Source organism: Streptomyces griseobrunneus, from assembly GCF_046713465.1.
GTDB lineage: Bacteria > Actinomycetota > Actinomycetes > Streptomycetales > Streptomycetaceae > Streptomyces > Streptomyces microflavus.
This window is the reverse complement of sequence record NZ_CP177080.1, coordinates 5,529,295-5,546,217: the sequence shown is the minus strand read 5'-3', so window position 1 is coordinate 5,546,217 and position 16,923 is coordinate 5,529,295. Positions and strand designations below refer to the sequence as shown.

The window sequence follows — 16,923 nt, the reverse complement described above, 5'->3', positions numbered from 1 at the left end:
CAACGCTGCCGCCAGTTCTGACCTGCTGCCCACACGGGCCAGGCGAATGGCTGTCGAAATCACGAAGAACCTGCTCCAGGGGGGTGCCGGTTTGATTCACGTATTGAGGGAAATGTGAAGGTGCGGCTTCACGCATTCGGGCCTCTGCGATCGCGCTAAGCGATAACAGAGGCCCGTATAAGCACAATTGTCAAGAATTATTACACATCTTCTTGACGGTCCAGCACGGAGGCCAGCGCCTGCTCGAACCCGGAGGACGCGGAGGCCTCGGCCGTCGGGTCCTGCTGCCGTACGTCGATCACATGACCGGTCAGCGCGGAGAGCAGCACGTCCAGCGATGTGCGCGCCACGGCCTCCGAGGAGAGCAGCGAGCCCTCCGGCTCCTGGCCGAACGCCTTGGTGCGCATCGGCGTCGCGGTCCGCTCCGGGTTGACGCAGTTGACCCGGATCCCCTCGCCCGCCCACTCGTCGGCGAGCGCCTGGGTCAGGTTGACCATGGCGGCCTTGGTGGAGGAGTAGAGGCTGTACTCGGCGCGGCCCCGGGTGTAGCTGCTGGATGTGTAGAGCAGCAGCTGGCCCTGGGTCTCGGCGAGGTACTTGTAGGAGGCGCGGGCGATCTGGACGGGGGCCAGGTAGTTGACGTTCAGGGCTTCCTGGATCGTCGTGTTGTCCGTCTCGGCCAGCTTGCCGATGCGCAGGACGCCCGCCGTGTTGATGACGTAGTCGATGCGCCCGGTCTCGGCGTACGCCTTGGAGAGCGCCTCGTCGATGTGGACCGGGTTCTCCACGTGCGTACCGGTGGTGGAGCGGCCCAGTGCGTAGACGCTCGCGCCGTAGCTCTCGGCCAGCGTCGCGATGTCGGCGCCGATCCCGTACGAACCGCCGAAGACGACGAGGGTCTTGCCGGAGAGCAGCTCGCGGTAGGCGGCCTCGTCGGCCTGGCGCGGGGCGGCGGTGGAGGCGAGCTGGAAGAGCTTGTCGGTGATGAAGACGTCGACCGGCTGGGTGACCTTCATGTTGTACTCGTCGCCCGCGACCACGTAGATCGGCACGTCGGGGAGGTACTTGAGGACCACCGAACAGTCGTCGGTCGCCTGGAAGTTGGGGTCTCCCGCCGCGATCCGGTACGCCTTGCGGATTGTGGAGAGCTTGAACGCCTGCGGGGTCTGGCCGCGGCGCAGCCGGGAGCGGTCGGGGACTTCGGTGATGAACTCCCCGTCCTCGCCGTGGGTGCGGGTCACGATGATCGTGTCCGCGGACGGGATGGCGACGTCGACGGCCTGGTAGCGGTCGAGGGCGTCGACGCAGTCCTTGATCACACGCTGTGACAGCAGGGGGCGTACCGCGTCATGGAAGAGGACATTGCGGTCCTCGCCCTCGGCCAGGCCCTCGCCGAGGGCCGCGATGGCACGCTCGGTGGTCTCGTTGCGGGTGGTGCCGCCCTCGATGATCCGGGTGACCTTGGTCAGTTGCGCCTTGGCGACGATCTTCTCGACGTCGGGCACGAAGCCGGGCGCCATCAGCACGATGACATCGTCGATGTCCTCGGCGTTCTGGAAGATGGTCAGCGTGTGCTCGATGACTGCCTTGCCGGCGATCTTCAGCAGCTGCTTGGGAATCGACAGTCCCACGCGCTGTCCGGTACCACCGGCGAGCACGACCGCTGTGGTCCGGGGCTTGGCTTCGTGCGGCACAGACACAGACGACCTACCTTGCTATGACGGGGGAACAGTGTGATGGTCGCACTCTCCGTGACCGTCTCGCAAGGTGGACGTCGTCCGCCGCTCGCACTGCGGAAACCCGCAGTTCACCCTCTGGCCAGGGAGGTTGGATGGTGCGGGCCGCGACGCGGGGTGATCGAATCCACAGAGGTGTTGCGTAATCGGCACATCCGCGGGCCCGGGCAGCCGGCGTGACCGCCGGAACGGCCGGACCGCCCGCCATCCGGGCCCGAGGCTACCGGACGGCCCGCCCCCATACGGAGCCGAGCCGTCCGGTCCTGCTTTCCGGTGCCGCCTGGAAGTCCTGCGGTGCTCCCTGGAAGTCCTGCCGCAGGTGCTCCCTAGAAGGGGTCGAACTCGTCGTACTCCTTCTCCGCGTCGTCGCGCTCGGAGTCGCGGTCCCGGCGGCGCTGCGCGGCGGGGCGCGGCTCCTCCAGGCGGTGGTCCTCGCCTCGGCGGCCCAGCATCTCGGCGCCGGCCGTCACGGTCGGCTCCCAGTCGAAGACGACCGCGTTCTCCTCGGGTCCGATCGCCACGCCGTCGCCGGCCCGGGCGCCCGCCTTCATGAGGGCGTCCTCGACACCGAGGCGGTTGAGCCGGTCCGCGAGGTAGCCGACGGCCTCGTCGTTGTTGAAGTCGGTCTGGCGCACCCAGCGCTCCGGCTTCTCGCCGCGCACCCGGTAGATGCCCTCGTCGTCCACGGCGACGGTGAAGCCCGCGTCGTCGACGGCCTTGGGACGGATGACGATGCGGGTCGCCTCCTCCTTGGGCTTGGCGGCACGCGCTTCGGCGATGATCCCGCCGAGCGCGTAACTGAGCTCGTTGAGGCCCTTGTGCGCGATCGCGGAGACCTCGAAGACGCGGTAGCCGCGGGCTTCCAGGTCGGGGCGGATCATGTCGGCGAGGTCTTGGCCGTCCGGGATGTCGATCTTGTTGAGGGCGACGATGCGGGGCCGGTCGTCCAGGCCGCCGTACAGCCGCAGCTCCTCCTCGATCATGTCGAGGTCGGAGACGGGGTCGCGGTCGGACTCCAGCGTCGCGGTGTCCAGGACGTGCACGAGCACCGAGCAGCGCTCGACGTGGCGCAGGAACTCCAGGCCGAGGCCCTTGCCCTGGCTGGCACCGGGGATGAGACCCGGGACGTCGGCGACGGTGTAGACCGTCGAGCCGGCGGTGACGACGCCGAGGTTCGGGACGAGCGTGGTGAACGGGTAGTCCGCGATCTTCGGCTTGGCCGCGGAGAGCACCGAGATCAGCGAGGACTTGCCAGCGCTCGGGTACCCCACGAGGGCCACGTCGGCGACGGTCTTGAGCTCCAGGACGATGTCCCGGCTCTCGCCGGGCTCACCGAGCAGCGCGAAGCCGGGGGCCTTGCGGCGGGCGGAGGCCAGCGCCGCGTTGCCGAGGCCGCCGCGGCCGCCCTGGCCGGCGATGAAGGTGGTGCCCTGGCCGACGAGGTCGGCGAGCACGTTCCCGGCCTTGTCGAGGACCACGGTGCCGTCGGGCACGGGCAGGACCATGTCCTGCCCGTCCTTGCCGGAACGGTTGTCGCCGGCGCCGGGCTGGCCGTTGGTGGCCTTGCGGTGGGGGCTGTGGTGGTAGTCCAGGAGCGTGGTCACGGACTGCTCGACGACGAGGATCACATCGCCGCCCCGTCCGCCGTTGCCCCCGTCGGGGCCGCCCAGCGGCTTGAACTTCTCACGGTGTACGGAGGCGCAGCCGTGGCCTCCGTTACCCGCGGCGGCATGCAGCTCGACGCGGTCCACGAAGGTGGTCATGGTTGGTGCCTCCAGGTACAGCAGGAAAATACGGAATTGTCTCTGTCGTAACACGCCGAGGGCGGACCCGCTTCCCCGGTTGCCGGGAAAGCTGAGATCCGCCCTCGGAAGGTGCTGTGTGACGTTCTGCGCGCGTCGAAAGATCAGACGGCGAGCGGAACGATGTTCACGACCTTGCGGCCACGGTGCGTACCGAACTCCACCGCACCGGCGGTCAGCGCGAACAGCGTGTCGTCGCCGCCACGGCCGACGCCCGTGCCCGGGTGGAAGTGGGTGCCACGCTGGCGGACCAGGATCTCACCGGCGTTGACGGCCTGACCGCCGAAGCGCTTCACGCCGAGCCGCTGAGCATTGGAATCGCGCCCGTTCCGAGTGGAAGATGCGCCCTTCTTGTGTGCCATGTGTTCTCAGTCCCTTACTTCGCAGCCGCGGGGATACCGGTGACCTTGATCGCCGTGTACTGCTGGCGGTGACCCTGGCGACGGCGGTAGCCGGTCTTGTTCTTGTAGCGAAGGATGTCGATCTTCGCGCCCTTGTGGTGGTCCACGATCTCAGCCGTGACCTTGATGCCGTCCAGCACCCACGGGTCGCTGGTGACCGCGTCACCGTCGACAACGAGCAGGGTCGAGAGCTCGACCGTGTCGCCAACCTTGGCAGTGGAAATCTTGTCAACCTCAACGATGTCGCCGACAGCAACCTTGTGCTGGCGACCACCGCTGCGCACGATGGCGTACACGCGGATCTCTCTCTCGCTCGGAACGGATCCCCTGATGCCAGCCGCTCGCACGGGCCGGGGCCCGGGGCGATCCGGAAGGATGAGCGGCCTCTCCTGGCGGACGGCGCGAACACCGACCGTTACCGGGAGGGATGTGCTCAGGGGTAGGTGCGTACGGAAAACACACCGAGGGTCAAGGTTACGGGGCGGGGGTGTGGGGGTCAAACCGGGGTGAGGGCACCTCCGTGAAGCCACCGGGCCCCCTCCCCCGGTTCAGAGGCGGGCCGACAGCCAGCCGTGCTGTACGGCGCGGACCCCGGCCTCGAAGCGGCTGCGGGCGGAGAGCCGCTCCATGAGTTCGTTGGCGATCCGCCGGGCCGTCCTCGGCGACACACCGAGCCGTCTGGCGATGGCTTCGTCCGTGTGCCCCTCGGCCGGCAGCCGGATCGCCGTCGACTGCTGGGCGGTGGGCCCGCCGGCCCCGCAGGGGGCGACGTCGGCGAGCGGATGAGCGGCCGCCCAGGTGGTCTCGAAGAGGGCGAGGAGTGCGGTGAGCATGCCTTCGCCGGTCAGCACGGAGGCACCGTCGGCGGTGTTCTCGCTGCTCACGGGGATCAGTGCGGTGGATCCGTCCACGATGAGCATGCGGATCGGCAGTACGGCGGCGGTCCGGACCTCGCCCCCCAGGCGCGCCAGCCAGTTCGCGTGCTCGATGGTGGGCGGGCTGTTGCGGACGCTGTCGAGATAGATCGTGCGCATGCGCACCCCGCGGCCCAGGAGCTCCTCGTTGAGGGGGCGCGAGGCTTCGATCGCGGCTTCCGTCAGTACGGAATCGGGCGAGAAGGACAGCACTTCCTTCTTCGTGCCGTGGGTCAGCGAGACCAGCCGGTCGCGTATCCGGTCCAGTCCGACGAGCTGCTCGACGCCGGGCTGGCGGGTCTCCGGGGTCAGCTCGGCGTACTCCGCGATCAGCTGCACCGCCGCCCTCGAAGCGTCCAGCCGCTGCTTCTGCGCGGACAGCTGGGCCTGCCTCCGGGCCATCAGGATCTCCATGCCGATGTCCGGCGACACCGCCCGCAGCCGCCCCGTGTGCCCTCGGCGGAAGGCCGTACGAGGGCCAGCTCGCTGAGCTCGTCCAGCGCCCTGCGCACCGCCTCCTCCGACGCGCCGAGGCCAGCCGCGAGTTCGGTCAACATCCGCATCCCCGTGTCAGTGACACATATGTACGACCATGATCGTCTCAGGATCTTCACCGGTACTTCAATTGACCGACGCATATGTGGCCGCTTCCCGCGCGGAAGCAGGCCTGATGAGGCCATGACCCAAAGCGTCCAGAGCCGAGGGCCCGATCGCGGAGCTCCTCCCGGCGACGGTGAAAGGCATGTTCCTCGTCCACGCGCGTTTCGAAGTACTCAGCCCATCGGAAGTCCCCGAAGATATAGGCGAGTTGACCAGTTCGGCACTGACCGTGGCCGATCGCGTCGAACACCTTTCGGTCCACCCCGTGCCGCCCCGTCACTTCGTCCTGGGCTTCTACCTGGTCTCGGATTCCCTGGCACAGGCGGAGGAATGGGCGACGACGGTCTGCCGCCGGCTGCTGGAGGATCCGTCGCTGCCCGCCGCCCGGCTGCTGAGCGTGGGGGTACCGCTCGTCGCCCCGCTGCTCAGCGGGTGAATGCCCGGCCGCCGCCCCGGCCCACGGGCTGAACGGCCCCCCTCTCCCACGAGTGCTGGACAGAAGCGTCCACGGCCGTTTCGGGCGAGGCGATATCTCTTCCGCACCCCTCTGAACTGCGGCTTAGCTGTGCTCACCGAACGAAGCCGCACCTCAACGGAGCAGCTCGAACGGCTCATTCGTCACTGCGTTCCGCCGACCACCACAGCTGAAGGGCCAGCCACCGCCATGAGCATCACCCATCACCTCCAGTCCGCCAGGGCCGCCGTTCTCGCTCTGGTTCTCGTGGCCCCCGTGATCGCTTTCACCGTGTCGGCGGGAAACAGCAGCGCGGCAAGCGCCGCATTCAAGGGCGGTGCACCCGTGGTCGCCCAGACGAACGACATGAGCTGGCAGTAATCAACGGGCTCGGGGAGAAAATCATGAAGACCACGTCCACCAGCGCCAGGCGAACCATCGGCGCACTGCTCACCGGTGCGGTTTCGCTCGGGATGCTCACCGTCGGCGTAGGCACGGGCACCGCCCAGGCCGCCGAACAGGTCTGCACGGGCACCAGCTCCATCTACGGCGTCCTCGACGACGGCCGGCTCACCTACACCGCCATCACGCCCGGCAACGGCAACCGCGTCAGAACCCTCATCGGCCTCGACCTCGGCTTCACCCCCGTGGCCATGGCCACCCTCAACTTCAACACCATCCTCGTCACCTCCACCACCGGCGCCCTCTACCGCATCGACGTCCAGACCAACGACGAAACCCTCGCCGTCTCCGCCATCAAGAAGATCGTCGACACAGGCTGGACCACGACAAGCTCACCTACGACGGCTACGGACACCTCTACGGCACCACCACCAACGGCACCCTCCTCCAGTACTCCGTCTCCCAGGCCAAGCCCGCAGGCAGCCAGCACATCGGCGAACGCGCCGAAATCGGCACCGGCTTCGTCCTCAAAACCCTCACCAGCACCGGCCAGGACCGCCTCCTCGCCACCACCGAAGCCGGGAAGCTCCACTCGTACAAGATCATCGGTGGTTCCTGGAAGCGGGACGACCTCAAGGAGTCCGGCTGGTCCGGCTTCGACCAGGTCGTCTCCTCCGGCAGCGGCTACTACTACGGCCGCATAGCCAAGACCGGCGCCATGTACTGGTACAAGGACGCCAACATCTCCGACGGCAAGGGCGACGACATCGCCTACAACCACGACGACCCGGTCGATGCCTCCGGCTGGACCCAGACGCTCCTGTCCGCCGCACTCGGCCAGGTGACCTGCAAGTCGGTGAGCACGCTCGCTGAGGACATCGCCAAGGACGCCAAGGCCGAGGTCGGGAACAACTTCAACGACTACGACTTCAACCACAGCCGCGCCTGGTGCGCCGAGTTCGTGAAGTACATCTGGGCCGGCAACCATGTGACCGGTGCGTCGGCGCTCGACGCCCGGGCGATCAGCCTCCGCGAGTACGGTCTGCGCCACGACACGTACCGGACGGGCTCCCCCAAGGTCGGTGACGCGGTGCTGTTCGACACCGACAACAACCTGACCGACGGCGAGGCCAACCACGTGAACATCGTGGTGGCCGTCTCGGACGACGGCAAGCAGATCGAGACGGTCGGCGGCAGCGAGAGCCGGCAGGTGCAGAAGACCGGCTGGTTCAACTGGGCGAACGCGTCGAGTCCCGTCGGCGCCGGACCGGCACTCGCCTTCATCTCGCCGAAGGGCTGATGAACCGGGCGGGAAACGGCTGTGCCTGCCCCGGGCCGGGGCAGGCACAGCCGTTTCCCACTTCTCCCGTCCCAGGAGGCGGGAGGGCCCGGCGGGAAGACCGTATGCTCGCCGGACAAGCAGACACCTCCCGGAAGGCGCAGCACGTGAACTACAGGGTCCAGCCCACCGCCCAGGTCGACGAGACCGCCGAGATCGGGGCAGGCAGCAGCGTCTGGGAGCTGGCGCAGATCCGTGAGGGAGCGAAGCTCGGAGAGGGCTGCGTCGTCGGGCGGGGTGCCTACGTCGGTACCGGCGTCCGCATCGGCAACAACGTCAAGCTGCAGAACTACGCCCTCGTCTACGAGCCCGCCGAGCTCGGCGACGGCGTCTTCGTCGGCCCTGCGGTGGTCCTCACCAACGACCACAACCCGCGCTCGGTGGACCCCGACGGCAAGCAGAAGCGCGGCGGCGACTGGGAGGCCGTGGGCGTCAAGGTCGCCGAGGGCGCCTCGCTCGGCGCGCGCTCGGTCTGTGTCGCGCCGGTGCGGATCGGCCGGTGGTCCATGGTCGCGGCCGGTGCCGTGGTGACCAAGGACGTCCCGGACTTCGCCCTGGTCGTAGGTGTACCGGCCCGGCAGATCGGCTGGGTGGGCCACAGCGGCGTGCGCCTGGTGCCGCGCGAGGGTGAGCCGGGTGTGTGGGAGTGCCCGCAGAGCGGGACGGTGTACGAGGAGAAGGACGGGGTCCTCGGGGAGCGCTCCGCCTGAGCCCACCGGGGCCGCAGGGAAGGAGCCCGGCCGGGCGACCGGTTCCGGCCGGGCCGCAGCGTGCCCGTCGCGCACTCGGTGCTCTGCCATGGGCACCACAACCGGTCCCTTAGTGTGTCCGGTGACCGTCCGAGCAAGCCGAACGAGGCCCCCATGAGCCAGACCGAGGTCCGGATTCCCAGAGAGTCGGCTGCGCCCGGTGAAGCCGGCCCCGGCTCCGCCCGGCCGGCCGCGCCGCGGCTGTACGCCCTGGACGCCCTGCGGGTGATCGCCGCGCTGAGCGTCCTGGCGTTCCACTACACCGGGGTGGACGCGGCGTCCAAGGCCAACTGGGGGGTCAACCCCAAGGAGCTGTTCCCCTGGCTCTTCCCCGTGACCTCGTACGGTTCGTACGGCGTCCAGCTCTTCTTCCTGATCAGCGGCTTCGTCATCTGCCTCTCGGCGTGGGACCGCACCCCGGGGCAGTTCGTACGGGCTCGCTTCCTGCGGCTCTTCCCGGCCTACTGGTTCTCTGCGCTCGCCGCCTTCGCGGTCTGGCGGGCCATGCCCGACGGGTCACGCACCGGGCCGAGCGTCAGTGAGTCGCTGACGAACATGACGATGCTCCAGGTACCGCTCTCCGCCCAGCACCTGGTGGGCGCCTACTGGACCCTGTGGGTCGAACTCACCTTCTATCTGATCTTCCTGCTGGTGATCTGGCGGGGGCTCGACTACCGCCGTGTCTCGGTCTTCTGCTGGCTGTGGCTCCTGGCGAGTGTGCTGGTGCAGCAGCCGGGGAACCAGGTGCCGATCCTCGGGATCTTCGCGCAGCCGCTGAACACCGCGCTGTTCGTCAGCGGCATCGCGATGTACCTGATGTACCGCTTCGGGCCGGACCTCCAGCTGTGGGGGCTGCTGGCCGCCGGCTGGCTGGTCATGCAGAGCGATCTGGTCCAGCATGCCGACGGCCTCCGGCACGACCGGGGCATGGACCGCGACCCGTACATCGCGCTGGCGCTGGTCACCGTCTTCTATCTGCTGGTGCTGGCGGTCGCCCTGCACAAGCTGGACCGTGTCGGGTGGCGCTGGTTCGCCACCGCCGGGGCACTGGTCTACCCGCTCTACCTCCTGCACGAGGAGCTCGGCTGGGCGATGATCCGCACGGTGTACGGAACGCTGGGCGCCTGGCCGACCCTGCTGCTCACCGTCGCGGCGATGGTCCTGGCGGCCTGGCTCCTCCACCACCTGGTCGAGCGGCCGTCCCAGCGGTGGCTGCGGGCCAGGCTCGCGCGGGAGGGGCGGGACCGGGCGGACCGCGGCACGCAGGAGAGTCCGCCGGTGCCCGGCCGAACGGGTCACTGACACCCGGCTCACAACGGCAGAGAGCCCCCCGACCGGACGACGGCGGGGGGCTCGGTGCTGTGCGGTGGTGTCAGCCGCCGATGACGACGCGGCGCACGCCGGCCCACTTCGCCGGGTCCGTCGTGCGGCGGCCGTCGACCAGGACGCGGACGTCCGGCAGGTCGGCGGCGGCGAGCTCGCGGTACTCGGCGTGGTCGGCCTGGAGGATCGCCGCGGTGACGGCCTGGCTCTCGTGCGGGACCAGGCCGTGGGCGGTCAGCTCCTCGGCGGTGTACATCGGGTCCGAGACGAACGGCACCGCGCCGCGTGCCTTGAGCGCCTCGACGACACCGAAGACACCGGAGAACGCGGTCTCCTTGACGCCGCCGCGGTAGGCGGCGCCCAGCACCAGGACCCCGACGCCGTCCAGGTCGCCGTAGGCCGCGGCCAGCAGGTCGACGGCGTACTCGGGCATCGCGGCGTTGGCCTCGCGGGCCGCGCGTACGACGGTCGCCTCGGGGTCGTTCCACAGGTACATCCGCGGGTAGATCGGGATGCAGTGGCCGCCGACCGCGATACCGGGCTGGTGGATGTGGCTGTAGGGCTGGCTGTTGCAGGCCTCGATGACCTTCTTGACGTCGATGTCGTTCTGGTCGGCGAACCGGGCGAACTGGTTGGCCAGGCCGATGTTGACGTCCCGGTAGGTGGTCTCGGCGAGCTTCGCCAGCTCGGAGGCCTCCGCCGTGCCGAGGTCCCAGACGCCGTTGGGGCGGGGCAGGTCCTCACGCTCGTCGAAGTCGAGCACGGCCTCGTAGAAGGCGACGCCCGCGGCGGCGGACGCCTCGTCGATGCCGCCGACGAGCTTGGGGTAGCGGCGCAGGTCGGCGAAGACCCGGCCGGTCAGCACCCGCTCCGGGGAGAAGACCAGGTGGAAGTCCTCGCCCGGAGTGAGGCCGGAGCCCTCGGCCAGCATCGGCGCCCAGCGGGTACGTGTCGTGCCGACGGGCAGCGTGGTCTCGTAGCTGACCAGGGTGCCGGGCTTCAGGCCTGCGGCGATGGCCTTGGTGGCGGAGTCCATCCAGCCGAAGTCCGGGGTGCCCTCGGTGTCCACGAAGAGCGGGACGACGACCACGACGGCGTCGGACGCGGCGACCGCGGCCGTGGTGTCCGTCGTCGCGGAGAGCAGGCCGGCGCCGACTGTCTCCTTGAGCTTGACGTCCAGGTCGTGCTCGCCGGGGAACGGCTCGGTGGCCGCGTTGACCAGCTCGACGACCTTCTCGTTGACGTCCGCGCCGATGACCTTGTGGCCCTTGGCGGCGAACTGCACGGCGAGCGGAAGCCCGATCTTGCCGAGCGCGACTACACAGATGTTCATCGGGTTACTTCCTCTTCGACCTTGAAAGCGTTCGGCGCAGCCGTGCGCCCACGCCAAGCTTCGGTTCCCACAGCGGGGCCGTCGTGATCACGAGCCGCCCCTTCGCGTTCGGGGCGGCCGCCACACGGTGGGGGGTGGTCCGTCCCCACCGGCGGGCCAGCGGCATCGGCAGGCCCTCGGTGCGGACGGGGATCTCGTACGTGATGCCCGCGACGTCGACGTAGACGCGTACGCCCCGCTTGGCGCGGACGGGCTCGACCGGGATACGGGCGCTCAGCAGGGTGCCGTCGCCGTCCCCGGCGGGCTCCCGGGTGAACTCGCCGACCGCCTTCGGGCGCAGGGCGTCCTTGGGCAGCTTGCGGGCGCCCGGCTTGTCGGCACTGGCGGGCAGCGCGCCCTGGGCGAGGGCGACGACGGCCGACGAGGTGTCGCCGGTGACACCGACCCGCAGCTTCAGGGCGAGACCGAGCTCCTCCCCGTCCTGCTCCCAGGCGGCCGACTCCAGCTTCGTACCGGCCGCGAGCCTGCCCGCGACCGTCTCCCGCGCCTCGTACCAGTGGTCGTCGAGGCCGACCCCGGTGTCCCGGAAGCCCGGGTAGGGCGCGTAGGCGCGGTCGCCCTCCAGGAGGAAGGGCGGAGCGCCGTGCTCGGTCTCGTCCGCGATGGCGCGGGTGAGCTCGTCGACGGCACCGCGCTGTGCGAGGCCGAAGCGGACCCGTCTCTTCACTCCGGTCGCATCGCGCAGGCCATCGGTGAAGTAGGTCTCCAGCAGAACGGCCAGACCCTCGCAGATCTGCCGCCGGGTCTCGACCGGGAGGGCCGGGAAGTCGTCGAGCAGCAGCTTGGACAGCTCCCACTCGAAGTGCCGCTTGAAGACGGCGTCGCGCTGCGGTCCGGCCTCGATGAGCGCGGCCGTGTGGTCCATGATCTTGGCGGCGCACCGGAGCCGGGCCAGGTGGTCGGCCCGGTAGGTGATGTTGCTCGCGTCACCGCGCTTGACCGCGTAGTAGTACGTGTAGTCGCCGAGGACCGAGATCCTGCGGGCCCGGACGCACGCCTCGATGGTGAACGGCTGGTCGCTGCCGACCGGCATGTCCTCCGGGAACCGCAGCTTGTGCTTCTCCACCAGCTCACGGCGGAAGAGCTTGGTGTTGGCCAGCGTGAACGGGAGGCTCGACGCGTACAGGCTGATGTCGGGCGAGGTCTCCGCGTACAGCTTCTGGTGGACGTAACGGCCGTTGGTGCCCACCATCTTGCCGACCACGACGTCCGAATCGTGCTTGTCGGCGTAGGAGACCATCCGCTCCAGGGCTTCGTCACCCAGGTAGTCGTCCGAGCCGATGAAGTACACGAAGCGGCCGGACGCGACCTCCAGCGCCCGGTTGCTCGGCGCTGCCGGGCCGCCGGAGTTCTCCTGGTGGAGGACCTTGACGACGCCCGGGTAGCGCTCGGCGAACCGGTCGAGCTCGGCGCCGCTGTCGTCGGTCGACCCGTCGTCGACCGCCACGATCTCCAGCCGGTCCAGCCCGATGCTCTGCCGGACCAGGGAGTTCAGGCACTCCGTCAGGTAGGGCATCGTGTTGTAGACCGCGACGACGACGCTGACGTCGGGAGTGGTACTCATCCTCGTGGGCCCGCCTTCTTCGCGTCGGAAAGCAGTCGCGTGTACAGGCCGTCCAGTACCTCGGCCTGGGCCTCCCACGTCCAGGTGTCGAGCATCCCCGGCTTGTCGTAGGCCGCGGTGTAGCGGTCCGGGTCGGCCAGGACCTGCTTGATCGCCCGGACCAGGTCCGGCACGTCCTCGGCGACACAGACCTCGCCCTGCCCGGTGGAGCGGACGACCTCGGACATGGTCTTCACATCGCTGACCACCAGGGGCAGCCTGGCATGCGAGTACTCGAAGAACTTGGTGATCAGGGCGATCTCGTGGTTCGGCCAGTGGTGGATCGGGATGCAGCCCACGTTGGCGGCCGACAGGAAGCGGACGACCTGCCAGTGCGGGACGTACGGCACGACGTGCAGCCGGTCGCCCGCGCCGAGCTCCTCGGCCCTCGCCTGGAGCCCCTTGATGTACGCGGCCGCGGGCCGGGGGACGACCAGGGCCATGTGCACCCCGTCGAGCGCGGGCAGCGCCTCGACCATGTCGCCGAGACCGCGCTGGGGACCGGGCGATCCGCTGTAGACGGCCAGCGGGACTCCGGGGCCGATACCGCACAGCTCACGGAGATCCGGTACGGGCTCGGTCTCCTCGTCCTCGCGCGGCTCGGCCGGGCGGTCCGGTGCGTTGAGGACGACCGTGGGCCGCTCGGTGAGCCCGTGGCGTTCGCGCAGGAGGTCGCCGAGCCCCTCGGAGACGGTGACCACGGCGTCGGCGAAGGGGGCGTACTCGCTCTCGTGCGCCGTGTTGCCCGGGATCCAGTGGGCGTTGTCCTCCCAGGGGCGTACGCCGGGCAGGAACTCGTGGGCGTCCCACACCAGCTTGACCTGGCGACCCTTGGCCCGCGCCCGTATCGCGGCGCGGGCGCCCACTCCGAGCATCCGGAAGTCGTTGGCGTGGATGAGGTCGGGCTTGAGGGCGTCGATCTCCTTGCCGTACGTCAGCTCGTAGTCCCAGAGGACGGGTTCGAGCCTGCGCCAGGCCCTCTTGCCCTTCGACGCCTTCCAGAACGCGGTGAACGCACGGTCCAGCGGACCGCGCAGCGCACGCCCGGCGCGCTGCGCCTCGGCCGTCTGGTTCGAGCGGAGGGCGACCCAGCGCTGCACGATCCGGGAGACCGGTCCGGCGACGACCAGACGGGCCTTCTCGGACTTGCGGAACAGCGGGGAGCCCACGGCCTGCGGAGCCACCTTGAGCGCGGCACGGCGGGTCGTGACGTCCGCCCGCCACGCCTTCACCCACTGCCGCCGGTACGCCCCGAGGGGACCCGGCGGGTAGGCCAGCGGCCGGCGCAGCAAGGAGCGGTGCCGCTCGGCGTGCCGCTTGGCCAGGGGGGTCTTCAGCTGCAGCAGCCGCACCTGCGCGTCCCCGAGCTTCCAGCTGCGCCCGTTGCCGCTGCGCACCAGGCCGAGCAGGGTCACGTCCCAGCCGGCCGCGGCCATGGACTCGGCGGCCTTCTGCACCCGGGAGTCGCCGTCGACCTTGTTGTCGACCAGCATGACGACCCGGCCCTTGCCGGACCCACCGTCCGGCATGTCCTGCGCTTCCATCAACAGCCTTTCTGGACCGTTCACTTCAGGAATCCACCCAGCACCTGGGCGGTCCAGGTTCCGTCATGGTAGGTGTGGGCGAACTCGACGGACGCCCGCCCGATCGCCGCGGTGCCCTCCCGGTCCTCCAGCAGGGCGCCCAGCACCTCCCGGAGGGTGTCGGGGGTGGCGTTGACGATGGGCAGCCCTCCTTGCGTGGCCGTCCTCACCGTCTCGCTGATGTAGCCGACCACGGGCTTGCCAGCCGCCATCGCCTCCACCGCGAAGGTGCCGTAACTGCCGGTGGTGAACTGGTCCAGGACCAGGTCCGCCGACTTGACCAGCTCCTGCATCTCGCTCCAGGGGATCCCCTCGGCGAGCCGGAAGTCGATCACTCCCTTGTCGTGCAGCTCGGTCAGGACCGGCATGATCCGGTCGGTGCCCTTGGTCCACCGCTTGGAGGGGGCGTGCAGCACGACGGGCCGCTCGCGCTCCATCACCGGCCGGTCACTGGCCCAGGCCGCCACATCGACGACCAGGGGCGCCCACTGCGCGGTCGGCAGGTCCTCCAGCAGGTCGGGGGTGGTGACGAAGAGGGGCAGCCCGCTCCGCTCGGCGATCTTGAGGTTGTTGCGGGCCTTCGTCTGGAGCTTCTCCGCGATCCCCTCGGGGGCGTCGCGGAACAGCGAGAACTCGTGGCGCTCCAGGTGGCGGGCCGGGTCCCGGATCTCGCTGCCGTGGGCCAGCAGGGCCACCTTGATCCGGGCCTTGCGGAGTGCGGCGAGGTCGCCCTGGATCGAGTTGCCGTTGAGCCGGCCGAAGAGCGGCTGGAACGCGTCGACCAGCACATGCGTGTAGCGGCCGATGACCCGCTTGACCTGCTCCAGCTGTACGTCGAGCTCGACGAGGCCGGCGGCGTTGACGTAGACGTCGGCAGGGTAGTCGAACGACTGGGGAAGCTGGTTCATGACGACTTCGACCGAGACGTCCGGGTGGGCCTGCGTGAGGGCCTGGGCGAACGCGGCGCCCTGCCCGGCGTAGTTGGCGGGGCCGAGACCGAGCTTGATCCGGGTCGGTCCGAGCTTGCGCCAGGTCGGGTCGGCGCCTTCGCCGGAGGCCTTCACCGGGCGGTTGAGCCCGGGGGTCTCCTGCACGGTCCACGGCACGTCCGTGCGCGGGCCGGGGGGCGTCTTCTTCGACAGCGAGCGGTAGAGCTCCAGCAGGGCGGCGCTCTGCTGCTCCCAGGAGAGGTCCTTGAGCACGTCCTCGGTGATGTGCTCGGCCAGCTCCTGGCGCCTGCTCAGCGCGGACCGCGCGGCGGCCACGAAGGTCTTCGGGTCGTCCCAGGTGAAGACCGTGCCGAGCCCCTTCTCCTCGACGTAGGCCTTGATGACCCGCACATCGCTGGTGACCAGCGGGAGCCCGGCCTGCAGGTACTCGGCCACCTTCGTCGGCAGGGAGACCTCGCAGTTGGGCACCCGGCGGAACGGGGTGAGGCCGAGGTCGGCGGAGGAGAGGTAGTCGGGGACCTCGTGCTGGAGCACGTACGGCACCAGGTGGATGCGGTCGCGCACGCCGAGCGTCTGCGCCCGCTCCAGCAGCTCCTCCAGCAGCGGGGTGACCCGGCTGGAGACGATCGCCAGGTGCACCCCGGACAGCTCGGGGAGCCCGTCGATGACGGCGTCCACCCCGCGCTCGGGGCCGAGCCAGCCGGAGTAGACCATCAGCGGTACGTCGGGGGCCAGGCCGCAGGACTCGCGGACGGACAGCCCGGACCTGCCTGAACCGATCACCTCACGCACCGGTGAGTTGCCCACCACCACCGGCGGACGGGAGAGCTTGTGGTCGGCGGTGAGGAGATCGGCGAGCTGGCTGGAGACCGTGACGACCGCGTCGGCGCGGCCGATGAACTCGGCCTCGGCCGCCGGGAACGCGTAGGCCTGCCGACGGTTGGGCCATTCGACGCCCCGGACGTACTCGTGCGCGTCGTAGATCCAGACGCAGCGGTGTCCGGCCGCGCGCAGCCGGGCGGCGCTGCGGGCGGCGGTGACGATCGTGGTGGCGTCGTTGGCGTGGATGACGTCCGGCTTGAGCTTCTCCAGCACCGGGCCGAAGGCCAGGTCGATGTCGACGAGCTGCGGCCAGTCCCGGCGCCAGTCACGGACCGGAGCGGGGTCCTTGGGCATCTCGCTGCGGCGCTCCTCCCAGTTGAAGGCGCGCAGACGCAGCTGGTGGAGGGCGCGGCGGGCCCGCAGCACGGTCTTCAGGGACGCCTTCCGGGGCCCCTTCGCCCAGGCCGACTCCGCGGACTTCTGGCGGACCCAGGCACGGTAGGAGGCCTGGTACCGGTTCAGCTCGTTCTGGTCCCGGATACCGAACTGCGTCACGGAACCGCGCAGCGGACGGTTCCTGCGTCCGTTCACCGAGCGCTTGAACTCATTGGTCACGGGCACCTTGATCACATCGATCGGGCCCATCCTGGAGCGCTCGACCCGCTTGGTCGCGCTCCTCCCGATCAGCGTGACGTCCCAGCCGTCCCGGGCCGCGGCCACAGCCGTCTTCTGGACCCGGGAGTCGCCCGTGACACCATTCGCGACGATCACTGCGAGCCGCGGGCGGCGGGCAGGGGATTCCATTACGTGCTTCCTCCAGTGAAAACAGGCGGGCCCGGGCGGAGCGGACTC

Annotated in this window: 14 protein-coding genes and 1 pseudogene; 6 read left to right on the top strand and 9 right to left on the bottom strand. The window is 69.7% G+C overall.

The genetic code is table 11. The annotated features are described in order from the left end of the window. Window positions 1-200: 200 nt before the first annotated feature. From ACK8N7_RS25115 to ACK8N7_RS25095, 5 genes and pseudogenes are all read right to left on the bottom strand, one after another. Window positions 201-1,700, bottom strand: coding sequence for a bifunctional cytidylyltransferase/SDR family oxidoreductase (locus ACK8N7_RS25115; RefSeq protein WP_015608477.1), 1,500 nt, complete (start codon window positions 1,698-1,700; stop codon window positions 201-203). A 362-nt stretch (window positions 1,701-2,062) separates the two neighbouring features. After that, a complete protein-coding gene (gene obgE / locus ACK8N7_RS25110) occupies window positions 2,063-3,499 on the bottom strand; it encodes a GTPase ObgE (RefSeq protein WP_015608478.1) in 1,437 nt (478 codons plus the stop codon). Window positions 3,500-3,642: 143 nt separating this feature from the next. Further along, the gene (gene rpmA / locus ACK8N7_RS25105; protein WP_015608479.1) at window positions 3,643-3,900 is read right to left on the bottom strand and encodes a 50S ribosomal protein L27; all 258 of its coding nucleotides are present in this window, start codon (window positions 3,898-3,900) and stop codon (window positions 3,643-3,645) included. Window positions 3,901-3,914: 14 nt separating this feature from the next. Then, window positions 3,915-4,235 carry a 50S ribosomal protein L21 gene (gene rplU, locus ACK8N7_RS25100; RefSeq protein WP_003969204.1) on the bottom strand — a complete coding sequence of 107 codons (321 nt, stop codon included), beginning with the start codon at window positions 4,233-4,235 and terminating at the stop codon, window positions 3,915-3,917. Window positions 4,236-4,487: 252 nt separating this feature from the next. Then, window positions 4,488-5,416, bottom strand: a pseudogene (locus ACK8N7_RS25095) (helix-turn-helix transcriptional regulator). 245 nt (window positions 5,417-5,661) lie between these two features. Between ACK8N7_RS25095 and ACK8N7_RS25090 the strand changes: the two are divergent. The 6 genes from ACK8N7_RS25090 to ACK8N7_RS25065 all read left to right on the top strand — a co-directional run bounded on the left by ACK8N7_RS25090 (window position 5,662) and on the right by ACK8N7_RS25065 (window position 9,699). Beyond that, on the top strand, window positions 5,662-5,889 hold the full coding sequence (locus tag ACK8N7_RS25090; RefSeq protein ID WP_403208125.1) for a hypothetical protein: 228 nt from the start codon (window positions 5,662-5,664) through the stop codon (window positions 5,887-5,889). A 228-nt stretch (window positions 5,890-6,117) separates the two neighbouring features. Continuing rightward, window positions 6,118-6,288: a hypothetical protein gene (locus tag ACK8N7_RS25085; RefSeq protein ID WP_403208123.1), complete on the top strand. Its 171-nt coding sequence runs from the start codon at window positions 6,118-6,120 to the stop codon at window positions 6,286-6,288. A 23-nt stretch (window positions 6,289-6,311) separates the two neighbouring features. Continuing rightward, window positions 6,312-7,013, top strand: a complete 702-nt coding sequence (locus ACK8N7_RS25080) for a hypothetical protein (protein WP_500444206.1) — start codon at window positions 6,312-6,314, stop codon at window positions 7,011-7,013. A 14-nt stretch (window positions 7,014-7,027) separates the two neighbouring features. Beyond that, window positions 7,028-7,609, top strand: a complete 582-nt coding sequence (locus tag ACK8N7_RS25075) for a CHAP domain-containing protein (protein ID WP_500444205.1) — start codon at window positions 7,028-7,030, stop codon at window positions 7,607-7,609. A 146-nt stretch (window positions 7,610-7,755) separates the two neighbouring features. Further along, a complete protein-coding gene (locus ACK8N7_RS25070; RefSeq protein ID WP_403208117.1) occupies window positions 7,756-8,358 on the top strand; it encodes an acyltransferase in 603 nt (200 codons plus the stop codon). Window positions 8,359-8,511: 153 nt separating this feature from the next. Further along, window positions 8,512-9,699 carry an acyltransferase family protein gene (locus ACK8N7_RS25065; RefSeq protein ID WP_403208115.1) on the top strand — a complete coding sequence of 396 codons (1,188 nt, stop codon included), beginning with the start codon at window positions 8,512-8,514 and terminating at the stop codon, window positions 9,697-9,699. Window positions 9,700-9,769: 70 nt separating this feature from the next. Here the strand turns inward: ACK8N7_RS25065 and ACK8N7_RS25060 are convergent, their stop codons facing one another. Genes ACK8N7_RS25060 through ACK8N7_RS25045 form a run of 4 tightly spaced genes read right to left on the bottom strand, consistent with a single transcriptional unit; the run spans window position 9,770 to window position 16,875 of the window. Next, window positions 9,770-11,053, bottom strand: coding sequence for a nucleotide sugar dehydrogenase (locus ACK8N7_RS25060; RefSeq protein ID WP_403208113.1), 1,284 nt, complete (start codon window positions 11,051-11,053; stop codon window positions 9,770-9,772). 4 nt (window positions 11,054-11,057) lie between these two features. After that, complete coding sequence (locus ACK8N7_RS25055) at window positions 11,058-12,677, bottom strand: glycosyltransferase family 2 protein (RefSeq protein ID WP_500444204.1); 1,620 nt, start codon at window positions 12,675-12,677, stop codon at window positions 11,058-11,060. Next, a complete protein-coding gene (locus tag ACK8N7_RS25050; RefSeq protein ID WP_500444203.1) occupies window positions 12,674-14,260 on the bottom strand; it encodes a glycosyltransferase family 4 protein in 1,587 nt (528 codons plus the stop codon). Before ACK8N7_RS25050 ends, ACK8N7_RS25055 begins: the two co-directional genes overlap by 4 nt. A gap of 20 nt (window positions 14,261-14,280) precedes the next feature. Next, window positions 14,281-16,875 carry a glycosyltransferase family 4 protein gene (locus ACK8N7_RS25045; protein WP_403208107.1) on the bottom strand — a complete coding sequence of 865 codons (2,595 nt, stop codon included), beginning with the start codon at window positions 16,873-16,875 and terminating at the stop codon, window positions 14,281-14,283. Window positions 16,876-16,923 lie beyond the last annotated feature (48 nt).

Excerpts from the sequence above, each read along its gene's own strand:
- obgE (WP_015608478.1), bottom strand. The coding sequence starts at position 3,499 with ATGACCACCTTCGTGGACCGCGTCGAGCTGCATGCCGCCGCGGGTAAC.
- rpmA (WP_015608479.1), bottom strand. The coding sequence starts at position 3,900 with ATGGCACACAAGAAGGGCGCATCTTCCACTCGGAACGGGCGCGATTCC.
- ACK8N7_RS25085 (WP_403208123.1), top strand. The coding sequence starts at position 6,118 with ATGAGCATCACCCATCACCTCCAGTCCGCCAGGGCCGCCGTTCTCGCT.
- ACK8N7_RS25080 (WP_500444206.1), top strand. The coding sequence starts at position 6,312 with ATGAAGACCACGTCCACCAGCGCCAGGCGAACCATCGGCGCACTGCTC.
- ACK8N7_RS25075 (WP_500444205.1), top strand. The coding sequence starts at position 7,028 with ATGTACTGGTACAAGGACGCCAACATCTCCGACGGCAAGGGCGACGAC.
- ACK8N7_RS25065 (WP_403208115.1), top strand. The coding sequence starts at position 8,512 with ATGAGCCAGACCGAGGTCCGGATTCCCAGAGAGTCGGCTGCGCCCGGT.
- ACK8N7_RS25060 (WP_403208113.1), bottom strand. The coding sequence starts at position 11,053 with ATGAACATCTGTGTAGTCGCGCTCGGCAAGATCGGGCTTCCGCTCGCC.
- ACK8N7_RS25055 (WP_500444204.1), bottom strand. The coding sequence starts at position 12,677 with ATGAGTACCACTCCCGACGTCAGCGTCGTCGTCGCGGTCTACAACACG.
- ACK8N7_RS25050 (WP_500444203.1), bottom strand. The coding sequence starts at position 14,260 with ATGGAAGCGCAGGACATGCCGGACGGTGGGTCCGGCAAGGGCCGGGTC.
- ACK8N7_RS25045 (WP_403208107.1), bottom strand. The coding sequence starts at position 16,875 with ATGGAATCCCCTGCCCGCCGCCCGCGGCTCGCAGTGATCGTCGCGAAT.